At 34.6% G+C, this 11,172-nt stretch carries 9 protein-coding genes; 4 read left to right on the top strand and 5 right to left on the bottom strand.

Translation table 11 applies throughout. The features are described from left to right. Window positions 1-2 precede the first annotated feature (2 nt). Window positions 3-365 carry a bleomycin resistance protein gene (locus ACJJVT_RS16485; protein ID WP_405400152.1) on the bottom strand — a complete coding sequence of 121 codons (363 nt, stop codon included), beginning with the start codon at window positions 363-365 and terminating at the stop codon, window positions 3-5. Between the two features lie 218 nt (window positions 366-583). Here ACJJVT_RS16485 and ACJJVT_RS16480 point away from each other — a divergent pair, with 218 nt between their 5' ends. Beyond that, complete coding sequence (locus ACJJVT_RS16480; protein ID WP_405400151.1) at window positions 584-1,513, top strand: SPFH domain-containing protein; 930 nt, start codon at window positions 584-586, stop codon at window positions 1,511-1,513. 277 nt (window positions 1,514-1,790) lie between these two features. Here the strand turns inward: ACJJVT_RS16480 and ACJJVT_RS16475 are convergent, their stop codons facing one another. Beyond that, window positions 1,791-3,467, bottom strand: coding sequence for a glutamine--tRNA ligase/YqeY domain fusion protein (locus ACJJVT_RS16475; protein WP_405400149.1), 1,677 nt, complete (start codon window positions 3,465-3,467; stop codon window positions 1,791-1,793). A 224-nt stretch (window positions 3,468-3,691) separates the two neighbouring features. On the opposite strand from ACJJVT_RS16475, the gene ACJJVT_RS16470 reads away from it, so the two are divergent. Further along, window positions 3,692-5,938 carry a gliding motility-associated C-terminal domain-containing protein gene (locus ACJJVT_RS16470; RefSeq protein ID WP_405400148.1) on the top strand — a complete coding sequence of 749 codons (2,247 nt, stop codon included), beginning with the start codon at window positions 3,692-3,694 and terminating at the stop codon, window positions 5,936-5,938. 7 nt (window positions 5,939-5,945) lie between these two features. After that, window positions 5,946-8,165 carry a type IX secretion system membrane protein PorP/SprF gene (locus tag ACJJVT_RS16465; protein ID WP_405400145.1) on the top strand — a complete coding sequence of 740 codons (2,220 nt, stop codon included), beginning with the start codon at window positions 5,946-5,948 and terminating at the stop codon, window positions 8,163-8,165. A gap of 366 nt (window positions 8,166-8,531) precedes the next feature. Here the strand turns inward: ACJJVT_RS16465 and ACJJVT_RS16460 are convergent, their stop codons facing one another. Beyond that, on the bottom strand, window positions 8,532-8,912 hold the full coding sequence (locus ACJJVT_RS16460) for a hypothetical protein (RefSeq protein ID WP_405400144.1): 381 nt from the start codon (window positions 8,910-8,912) through the stop codon (window positions 8,532-8,534). A gap of 136 nt (window positions 8,913-9,048) precedes the next feature. Here ACJJVT_RS16460 and ACJJVT_RS16455 point away from each other — a divergent pair, with 136 nt between their 5' ends. Then, window positions 9,049-9,468: a hypothetical protein gene (locus tag ACJJVT_RS16455; protein WP_405400143.1), complete on the top strand. Its 420-nt coding sequence runs from the start codon at window positions 9,049-9,051 to the stop codon at window positions 9,466-9,468. Between the two features lie 185 nt (window positions 9,469-9,653). Here ACJJVT_RS16455 and ACJJVT_RS16450 read toward each other — a convergent pair whose 3' ends face one another. Both ACJJVT_RS16450 and ACJJVT_RS16445 read right to left on the bottom strand, forming a co-directional pair. Next, on the bottom strand, window positions 9,654-9,854 hold the full coding sequence (locus ACJJVT_RS16450) for a hypothetical protein (RefSeq protein WP_405400142.1): 201 nt from the start codon (window positions 9,852-9,854) through the stop codon (window positions 9,654-9,656). After that, window positions 9,844-10,680 (bottom strand): class I SAM-dependent methyltransferase, encoded by an 837-nt coding sequence (locus tag ACJJVT_RS16445; protein ID WP_405400141.1) that lies wholly within the window; start codon window positions 10,678-10,680, stop codon window positions 9,844-9,846. Before ACJJVT_RS16445 ends, ACJJVT_RS16450 begins: the two co-directional genes overlap by 11 nt. Window positions 10,681-11,172: the final 492 nt, after the last annotated feature.

Below are 11,172 nucleotides of genomic sequence, written 5' to 3'. Positions count from 1 at the left end.
TTCTATTGGTTGAACGATTCTCCGAAGGTTAATAGATTTTTATCTGGATCTAAAAGCGAAAATTCTTTTTGCCCCCAGGGCTTTATCTTTAAGTTGCCATTAGGGTGTATGGGCACGTTAGTATTTAATAACGATTGGTATGTTGCATCAATATCAATGGTACGTATATATACTTGACCATAGTTTTCTTTTGGATTTAGAGCTTCGAACAAAAAGAAGTGTATTTCGATGTCGTCTTTTTTTACCATTAAATACTCAGGATAATCAATGGCGCCTACTTTTTTGAATCCGAGCGAATTAACATAATAGTCTATGGTAGCATTTCTGTTTCGCATCGGTAATTTCGGATTTATAGAGATAAGCATGGTTTACATTTTTTTGTTTAGGTCTAATTTAAGTAATCGAGAACGGAGTTTATAGGTGTTAGAAATTCAATTGTATCGTTGGATTGGAAATAGCAATTACCATATAAATTGAAGATTATGTAGTTATACCCATTATTCTGTAACAAATATGGAATAAATGCTACTAATAGTATGAAGGCATTTAGTATCTTCCAATATTAACTTTAAAAGAAAAAATCATGGGCTCATTTATTTGGATTCCGATTGCGTTTTTAGTGATTGCCACTATCCTATCGGGTGTATTTATTGTAAAACAACAAACCGCTGTTTTAATAGAAACTTTCGGAAAATTTACCAGTGTTAGACAATCTGGTATTCAATTTAAAATTCCTTTTGTGCAACGAATAGCTGCAAGAATAGGTTTAAAAATTCAGCAATTAGACGTTATTATAGAAACAAAAACACTTGATGATGTATTTGTTAAGCTAAAAGTATCTGTTCAATATGTGGTTATTAAAGAGAAAGTGTATGATGCCTATTACAAATTAGAATATCCGCATGAGCAAATAACATCTTATGTATTTGATGTAGTTAGGGCAGAAGTACCTAAAATGAAATTAGATGATGTTTTTGTAAAGAAAGATGATATTGCAATAGCTGTAAAATCTGAATTACAAGAAGCGATGCTTGATTATGGTTTTGATATTATCAAGACTTTGGTAACCGACATTGATCCAGATGCACAGGTTAAAGAAGCTATGAACCGTATTAACGCTTCTGAACGTCAAAAAACTGCTGCGCAGTTTGAAGGTGATGCTGCTCGTATTTTGATTGTAGAAAAAGCAAAAGCTGAAGCTGAAAGTAAAAGATTACAAGGTCAAGGTATTGCTGATCAACGTAGAGAAATTGCTCGTGGTCTGGAAGAATCTGTTGAAGTATTGAATAAAGTTGGCATTAATTCACAAGAGGCTTCTGCCCTAATTGTGGTAACGCAACATTATGATACATTACAAAGTATCGGAGAAGAAACAAATACGAATTTAATATTGTTACCTAATTCACCACAAGCTGGTAGTGACATGTTAAATAATATGGTTGCTAGTTTTACGGCAAGTAACATGATAGGAGAAAGCATGAAGAAAACCAATAAGCCGAAGATTAAAGAATAAATTTTAATCTTGGTAAACTTTTATATGAATCCCGGAAACCTTGGTTTTCGGGATTTTTTTATAGATGTTATATTTAAATCTACAGCACTAATCCCTATCAATCAAAGAACGGTACAATTCTTGTTTTAAAGCGATTAACGGAGTTCTTCTTATTAAATAATACCAATGAGTCTAAATTAAAAAATCCGCTTGTAGACAGCGTGCCTGCAAGCGGATTTTAATAATAAACCCCAATTAATAAGGGTGATAGTAATAAGAAATACTTATACTTTAATTTCTATTGAATTTTTGCCCAAGAATCGCGTAAACCTACGGTTCTATTAAAAACTAAATTATCAGCTGTAGTATCGGGATCAACACAAAAATATCCCATGCGTTGAAATTGAACACGGTCTCCAATTTGTGCTTCTTTAAGATGAGGTTCTACATAACCTTTAATTACTTGTAAAGAATCTGGATTTACAAATTCCATAAAATCCTTGTCTTTATGAGTATCCGGACTTTCATCTGTAAATAAACGATCGTATAAACGAATTTCGGTTTCGACAGCATGTTTTATTGAAACCCAATGTAAGGTTCCTTTTACTTTGCGCAAGCTTTCTTCAGTACCACTACCACTTTTACTTTTTGGGTCATACGTACATTGTACCTCTATTATATTCCCATCAGTATCTTTTGTGCAAGATTCCGCCTTTATAATGTATGCATTCTTTAAGCGAACCTCTTTTCCAAGTTTTAATCTAAAGAACTTCTTATTCGCTTCTTCTCTAAAATCTTCTTTTTCAATATAAAATTCTCTTGAAAAAGGAACTTTTCTAGAACCGGCACTTTCATCTTCAGGATTGTTTTCAGCATCTAACCACTCTTCTTCACCTTCTGGGTAATTTGTAATAACTACTTTCAGAGGATCTAAAACACCCATAACTCTTGGTGCAACTTTATTTAAGTGATCACGCACTTGAAACTCTAATAAAGAAACATCTATTAGGTTATCTCTTTTTGCTATACCTATAGTATCTGTAAAATTGCGGATAGATTCTGGTGTATAGCCTCTTCTTCTTAAACCAGAAATGGTTGGCATTCTAGGGTCATCCCAAGAATCAACTACACCCTTTTCTACTAATTGAGCCAGTTTTCTTTTACTAACTACAGTGTGACTTAAATTTCTACGAGCAAACTCGCGTTGTTTAGGTCTTACTTTAGTTTCATCATATACTTGATCTAAAAACCAGTTATATAGCTCGCGGTGCATTGCGAATTCTAACGTACAGAAAGAATGAGATACTTGTTCTATATAATCGCTTTCACCATGTGTCCAATCATACATCGGATAAATACACCAATCGGTATTTGTTCTGTGGTGTGCCTTATGTAGTATACGATACATAATAGGGTCTCTCATTAACATATTAGAAGAAGCCATATCTATTTTGGCTCTTAATACATGAGTACCTTCTTTAAAATCTCCGTTTTTCATCTTTTCAAAGAGCTCTAAATTCTCTTCTATAGACCTATTTCTATTCGGACTATCGGTTCCTGGTTCTGTAGGTGTACCTTTTTGAGTAGCCATGTCTTCAGAAGATTGATTATCGACATAAGCTTTGCCCTGTTTAACCAATTCAACAGCCCAATCATATAATTGTTGGAAATAATCGGAAGCATACCGTTCGGTATCCCACTTAAAACCTAACCATTCTACATCCTTTTTGATGGCATCTACAAATTCTTGCTCCTCTTTTGCTGGGTTGGTATCGTCAAACCTCAGATTTACAGGTGCATTATATCTAAGACCTAAACCAAAGTTTAAGCAAATAGAGCTTGCATGCCCAATATGAAGGTAACCATTAGGCTCTGGAGGAAAACGAAAACGTAATTCGTCTTTGGTATAACCATTTACCAAGTCCTCTTCAACAATTTGTTCAATAAAATTCAAAGACTTCGTTGTCTCACTCATGTCATTATTTTTCAGGGTACAAAAGTAGCAAAATTGCCTTAATTGGCAGGTTTAAAATAAATACACCTTACATAAAATGAGTTTCACAACAGAAATCTTCCTTCCGACAACATAAAGTTCCACTTCGTCGTATTTAATGACATATTTGTCTAAGAAATGTTGTGAACGGAAAAACTTATTAACCAACTTTTCAACCGTAGTGGCCCCCATAACTACAAATACATATGAAAACTTTGAACAAACTTACCGTATTTACAGCACTATCCATGCTATTCTGCGCTTTTCAATTATCTGCGCAAGCAATAGTAATTAATGCTCCAGAACCTGCAGACAATCCAAACCTGTCAGGTAGTACTCCGTGGTCTGCCGTTTGTGCAGGTAATAGCGGATTCAACGAATATTTTGTCAATATTACCTGGATCGGAACTGCTAACGCAGGTAACGAGTTTATACTCGAATTATCTGATGCTAGTGGTAGCTTTGATAATCCAGAAGTATTGAAAACGATTACCGACCAAAATTCCGTAAAAGATTTCGATACAAGTTTTGCGATACCAACAACTACTCGTGGTGAAGGCTACAAGATGAGAGTACGTAGTACCGACCCTGTAAAAGTGGGTAGCGAATCTGAGGCGTATAATATGTATTATATGGATGTTACCTCTAATCTAAACATTAGTGAATTGGGTAACGGTGTGCCTCCGGGTACGGTGTGTAGTACTGGTGCTATTACGTTGCAAGTTGATAATATTGCCAACCCAGAAACCTATCAGTATATTTGGTTTCGTAGTGGAACAGAATTAACAAGTGAAACTGGGCATACATTAAACGTTACGCAATCGGGTATGTATAATGTATATATCAATTACGGACCAAGATGTACCGGTTCTGGTAACACAGATTCTAATATTGTAGATGTAACTATTGGCGGTTCAGGAACCGGTATTGCAGTTACTGCCCCAAGCAAAACTTCTTTATGTAGTACCGATACAGAAATGTTAAGTATAGACCAAACGGATGCTTCTTGGAGCTACCAGTGGTTTAAAGATGATGTTGAGATTGTTGGTGCAACAGCAACTTCATATAATGTGAATGCTGCGAATGCAGGTTTCGAAGGTGACTATGCAGTAGAGATTTCTGGAACAGGTATCTGTAATGAAAGATCTGCAGTAGTAGCTATAACCAATGCAGAATTATATACCGTTTCTGTAGATAATGAAATCAATATGGTTTTATTGCCTACACAAAACGAAGTATTATCAGTAAGCACAACAGCAATTACACCAAGTTATAAATGGTTTAGAAATACTGTTGAGATTTCTGGTGAAACAAACAACACACTTACAATTACTGAAGATGGTGAGTACTATGCAGAAGTTACCCAAACAGGTGGTGCTTGTTCAGTATCTTCTAAAAACTCTGATGTTACTACTGTAGTGTCTCCTGCTTCTTTTGAAATGACCATAAACTATACCGATGCGTATACATCTTGTGAAACCACAAGTACTACATTAGGTGTTGAACTTATAAACGCAGTAGCTGCAGATGGTACTAAAACAGATGTTACTAGTGCTTTACTTGACGGATTTACTTATGAATGGAGTAAAGACGGTGCTGCTATAAGCGGTGCAACTAGCAACAGTATTAGTTTGGCTTCAAATTCTGAAAATGGCGATTACGATTTAAATGCAACCGTTGGTAGTTTTGATGTAGACTCTAATGTTTTACCTGTTCAATTACTAACAAACGAAACGGTAAGTATTACAAGCTCAGGAACTGTTTTCTGTAGCGGTGGCGAAACTATTACTTTAAGCACAACCACCGACTTAAGTTCAGCTACTTATCAATGGCAATTAGATGGTGCTTCGATCAACACAACAGATGCTGTATTAACGGTTTCTACCGCGGGTACCTATACTTTAGCGATAGATAGAGATGGTTGTTCTTTAATCTCTAATGAGATTGTTGTTACACCGTTAGACGAAAACCTAATTACACTTGACCCAGGTACAGAAATAGTAATGCCAGAAGGTACTACTAGATTGGTTACAGCAAGCGGAGGTACAGCCTACAGATGGTTAGATGCCAATGCGGTAGAAGTAAGCAACGCTGATAGTGTAAACTTTACCGAAGCCGGTAGTTATACCCTAATAGCTTCTATTGACAATTGTGAGATTGTTAGACAGATAGAAGTAACTTATTTAGACACCTTTAAAGTGCCTAATGTAATTACCGTGAACGGAGATGGTATTAATGATCAATGGATCATACCAAACTCTTATTCTAATAAAGCCGATGTCAATGTAATTATCTACAATGAACAAGGGCAAGAAATTGTAAACGAATTCGATTATAAAAATAACTGGCCGCAGTCAACTACTGCGTTCACTAAACAAAACATGGTATTCTACTATAAAATCAGGAATGCCAGTGAAGTACTTAAACAAGGTACAATCACAGTAATACGTTAAGCTCACCATGCTAAAGAAAAGTGTTTTATATCTATTGTTATTTGTGTTAGCTATCATGAAGGTTAGCGGGCAAGAGGAAAATCCGTTTGTATCATACGATGTTCCTGCCCAGAACCTTCTGAAGTATAACCGATTCTTAATCAACCCAACGTTTTCAACGGTTAGGGAAGACAAATCCTATATCAATTTGTTACACCGAAACCAATCGGTACAATTTGATGATAACAATCAAAACTATTTCTTAAGCTATAGTGGACGTATCAATGATAAAACCGGATTAGGTCTTAGTCTATATTCTCAAAGAGAAGGTATCTTAAGTAACTTTGGTGTGTTGGCAAATTATGCCTACGGTATTAAATTGAACGACAAGAGTAACTTTACTTTTGGCGCAAACGTTTCTTACTACCAAAGTGGATTTGATAATGGTAGAGCATCTACTGTTGAAGAAGATCCTTTCTTGGCAGGGTTGCAAGATCAGAACTTGTTATCATTTCAGCCTGGTTTTAACCTTTCTTATGGTAAGTTCGATGTTGGTGTTTTTGCTGAAAATCTTTTTGATTACAACTTAAAGACGAGCGAATCGGTAACCGAGTTTAAAGACAAAACATATTCTGGTCACTTACAATATACCCATCAGTTTGAAAAGCAAGATGGTATTTTTGAACAAGGGCGTTTAATGCCTTTGGCAAGAGTTAGAAAAGTAGGAGAAGAAGATGTTACCTTAGGAGGAAGTTTAATTCTTGACCTTCCAAAATTAGGATGGATTCAAGGTGGATATGATAGTTTTTATGGTGCAGCCGCAGGTGTAGGTTTTAACCTGAACCAAAGAATTTCTTTAGGCTATACTATGGAAAAAGGATTGTCTAACAACTTTGATAATTTCGGAGTTACGCATGAGATATCATTTGCCTATTCATTCTCTCCAAACCTTACCGAAGATAGGGTAATGTTAGAAGATGATTATGAAGATGATTTAGTGCAGAATGATGAGGAGCCTGAGAATATTGCAACCAATGAAGAGATAGAAGAGTTAAAGATGAAATTGGCAGAAAACGATGCCATCATCGAAGAGCTGATGTTTCGTCAAGATTCTTTAGAGGCTATTCGCCAATCTGATTTAGAAAGACGTTTTGCGATGGTAATGCGTATGGTTAGAAATGAAACCAACGGAGAAAGACCCGACTTAGAAAATAAGGCAAAAGAGCTTTTCCTTGATGAGAATAGTAATACTGCGGTTGCGTCTAACTATAACCCGAGTAATTCAGGAGAACAAAATACTTCTTCTAATTATAACCCTAGTAATTCAGGTGAAGCGGTTACAAGCAATCAAGCAGTTGGTCAAACACAACAAGATAGGGTAGCAGTAGTTTCTAATCAAAGAGAGAATCCTGTTACAGAAAAGCAAGAAATTGCAGAAAACTATACCGATACGAATATTTCGGCTGATAGTAGGCTTAAAGAGCAAGTGCAGCCTAAAGATGCTGTAGTTGCAAATAGACCACGAAACAATGATACCCCTGTTGCGAAAGCAGCTAGAGAAGTAACTCAAGACGGAGTGAAAAGCAGAAGGTTTAAAGACTTACCAGATGTTACAGATGGTTACTATGTAGTTGCCAATGTATATAAAGGTGGGCAGTACATGAACAACTTTATTGACGGTCTAAATGAGCAGGGTATTAATGCTGATTATATTGACAACCCTAATACAGGTTTAAAGTACGTATACTTACAACGGTATGATACATTTGCAGAAGCTGTAGCCGCTCACGATAATAAACTGAACGGTACATATGACGGTGCCACTTGGATTATGAATGTTGATAATAGATACACTAACGAGGCTTACGCAAGCAATGTAAATAAGATCAAAGAGAAATCTTCGAAGTATGATTCTAATGTTTTAACCTCAAATGAGGTGGTTAGAGATAATGTAGATTCTAGAGAAGCTGATTCAAAATCTTATGTTATTGAAGGTGCCGGTTCTGGTTATTACCTTATTGCAAATGTGTTCGCCAACCCTAAGAATGCAAAACGATTTGTAGCCTTGCTAAATTCATTCGGATTAAATGCAAGTTACTTCATCAACCCTAAGAACAATTACAGATACGTATACCTTAAAAAGCACGACTCTTGGACCAAGGCTTTAATCTCTTACTACTCTAAGCTGAACGACTCCTACAACGAGAAGATGTGGATTATGAGGGTCAATCAAGAACTGTTGGTTTAGAACGACTATAGGTAAACATAACGATTATATAAAGCCCTTATCATCTTAGATGATAAGGGCTTTGTTGTTACTACTGAATACAAGGTTTAGGCTATTGATAATAGCGCTTTTCCAACCCTTTAATATACATATCGTTATATTTTAATGCCTTTTGATTCTATAACATTCACATACAAGGTTAAATTGAATATGTTTGTCTAAAGACCAATTAACATACAAATTGGTATTTTAAATCTTTTCAATACTTTAATTGTTGATTTGGTTTCTGATTGGTGTGATATTTCTCTAAGTTTCAACCTAATATTTTTACAACTTCATAGTCTTTAAATTTAGGTGACAATCTATTTTAAGATTTATAAGTTCGATCTAAATTTTTATCAAACGAATCGCAATCAAATTACTAAGATGTAATTTCAACTTACCTTTTTCAAAAGTGATTTTTGAACGGTAATCTTGATGATTATTTGACTTTATAATAAGATGTTCGTCTTTGATAAACCAGTATAATTGATCATCATTACTTACCAAGAACCAATTATTATTAGAAGTTATATAGCGTAAATGTTCATCGGTAAATGTAAAAGTGCTTCCAATTATTTGGTTGATGTCATTTGGAATGCAAATACCTGGTCGGGTAATATAAACTTTTTCAATCTTCCATGTACCGATCAATTCTTTCTTCAGTATAACATCAGATGTAACTTGACCTTGAATTAGTATAAGAAGTAAAACTATGATTTCTTTCATAAGTTCAAGACGAATGAAATCACCTTAGGTTACTTGATATTATAATTGAGGACTAACTTTGAAATACGAACTTATCATATTGCTAAATTGAAAGTACTTGTACATCGGATGGAACGGTTCTTGTTTTAACCAATTTATGATAAAACCAATAATCTTGCTAATCCTCTTTTTTGCTCAACTGTGTTTTGCTCAAGAGAAAGAAATATCTAAATCTTTTCTAGTTGATCGTTGGAAGGTTTATAAGACTATAAAAAAAGGTGATACTGAAATTACAGTTTATAAGCGCAGTAGAACTTTGAAAATCGGTAGCGAACTTCGTTTTTTGAGCACCGGTCAATATCGCATAACCTTTAACTTAGGAAGGAGAATAGAGCGTAGGTGCGGAAATAAAATTCGTTCGAGAGGGATAAATGGATACTATCGTTTTAATTCCCAAGAACAAACAGTAACCCTTGAAAGCTATAATACTGATCCTATTATTAATTGGAGTCTTGTATGGATTGATGCGAATTCATTCGGAGTAAAAAAAGCAAAAAAGAACATTGCTTATAATTAAGCAAGTCTTTTGCGATAGGTACTCGCCAATCAATCCTAAAAAAAAAAGACTTAGCAAGTATACGGAAAACTCTTTGTTTTCCAGATATCACTTGTACTTTGGAAACTTGATAATTAAGATAATTATTTTTCCCATTTTAATTGAAGTCTGTTTTTTGAAAATCAACCCTACCAATATTTATTTAATTACCATCGACTCTTTTTGTTTACAACGCTATACTTACAAATACTTTTTTCCTCAAATCTAATTCTATGTTCAGATAATAGTTGTGTAATTACTTCTCTGGTTTCATCTTCGTCTAATTGTATTTTTTCTCCTAAGTCAATTTCATTTAATTGATTCTTATTTTCAATTAGTGCTTTAAAATATCTGTCTTTATTTTTCATGTGTTTGTTTATTTACTGCTATCATCATATGCGGACTAAATGGCAAAATGTTGTTATCGTTTTCTGTAATTTGTAATAGTTCAATTAAGTTCTTTCTCTTTTTATCATTCAGCATATTTGCAAAGAAGTCTTTATCAAGCCAAGCCATTCCTTCAACCGCATATATATTTAAGTACGTTAAATCTTGATGTCTGAACTCTTCTTTTAATTGTTCTGGTTTGTGATAATAAGCCTCGGCCAAGAGCCATGGAAAATCATCTGGCGGATTGTGTATTCCTGTAGTCAATTCATTCTTGCACATTTCAAAGAATGACCTTTTATGTATTAGACCATTTAAAAGCCCGACCAAAGTTGATGCCGTATAATTGATAGCGAATCCTAAGATGATTCCGCCTTTTTTTAAAACACGCCTAGCTTCTATAATGGTTGATTCTCTATCTTCTTTTCTCTGAAGATGATAAAGAGGACCATGAAGTAAGATGAGGTCTGCATAATTACTTGGGAAGTCTAATTTTTTAGATTCACCCAAATGAACCGAGAACTTGTTCTTTAATTTCTTAGCTCTATTTTCTGCTAGTTGTAAATGTTTAGCAACGGGTTCTACCAAATAAACTTCATGACCTTTTTTGGCAAGCCACTCAGCATACTTTCCTGTACCACCACCAACATCTATAATCTTAGAAGATGATGTAGAAAGGTATTTTTCAATAAGCGATTTTATTCTTTCAAACTCAAATAGGCCCATGCCTTTTTCTAGTCTGGTTTCTTCAGATGCTTTGTTATAGAACATCTCTATATTTCTTGGTATTAACTGTTCACTTTTCATTTTTGATTTACGGTAAGAGCATCGCATTTCGAATTGTGTACTACAATTGAAAGAGATACTGCAATCGATTTTTTAATCAATTGTTTCTGTTTAAATTTTTATAAAATAATGGGTTGTTATTATCTGTGCATTAGAAAGCATCTATGCACTACGCACTCGTTGGTCGAGCTCGTCTTTTTAGAAAGACTTAGATAATATGTAGAATTAGTATAGCAGATTTTAAAGATAGCCATTCTTAATTTATACTTGGCTTACTACAATAGATAATTGGCGGGGCTAAGGACTAAAGAAGTTCGTTTAACTCACTTTTTAGCCTCTTTTAGGGATTATGAATTTGATACCCAACAAAGTATGCTTCAAATTAATAATTGTTCTGTAGAGCGACTAATTCGCGCCTGAACCAAGTACATTTTAATGGACTGGATTTCGAATTAATTTTTATAAAATCAATATAACAACTATTTAAAAAGCATTCATTTTGTGTGCATTATT

This window comes from Maribacter sp. Asnod2-G09 (assembly GCF_045063795.1).
Classification (GTDB): Bacteria; Bacteroidota; Bacteroidia; order Flavobacteriales; family Flavobacteriaceae; genus Maribacter.
Note: the sequence above shows the minus strand (reverse complement) of the source record. Positions and strands in the feature narration are given on the sequence as shown.

Coding starts and splice junctions, on each gene's coding strand:
- ACJJVT_RS16485 (WP_405400152.1), bottom strand. CDS start 365: ATGCTTATCTCTATAAATCCGAAATTACCGATGCGAAACAGAAATGCT.
- ACJJVT_RS16480 (WP_405400151.1), top strand. CDS start 584: ATGGGCTCATTTATTTGGATTCCGATTGCGTTTTTAGTGATTGCCACT.
- ACJJVT_RS16475 (WP_405400149.1), bottom strand. CDS start 3,467: ATGAGTGAGACAACGAAGTCTTTGAATTTTATTGAACAAATTGTTGAA.
- ACJJVT_RS16470 (WP_405400148.1), top strand. CDS start 3,692: ATGAAAACTTTGAACAAACTTACCGTATTTACAGCACTATCCATGCTA.
- ACJJVT_RS16465 (WP_405400145.1), top strand. CDS start 5,946: ATGCTAAAGAAAAGTGTTTTATATCTATTGTTATTTGTGTTAGCTATC.
- ACJJVT_RS16460 (WP_405400144.1), bottom strand. CDS start 8,912: ATGAAAGAAATCATAGTTTTACTTCTTATACTAATTCAAGGTCAAGTT.
- ACJJVT_RS16455 (WP_405400143.1), top strand. CDS start 9,049: ATGATAAAACCAATAATCTTGCTAATCCTCTTTTTTGCTCAACTGTGT.
- ACJJVT_RS16450 (WP_405400142.1), bottom strand. CDS start 9,854: ATGAAAAATAAAGACAGATATTTTAAAGCACTAATTGAAAATAAGAAT.
- ACJJVT_RS16445 (WP_405400141.1), bottom strand. CDS start 10,680: ATGAAAAGTGAACAGTTAATACCAAGAAATATAGAGATGTTCTATAAC.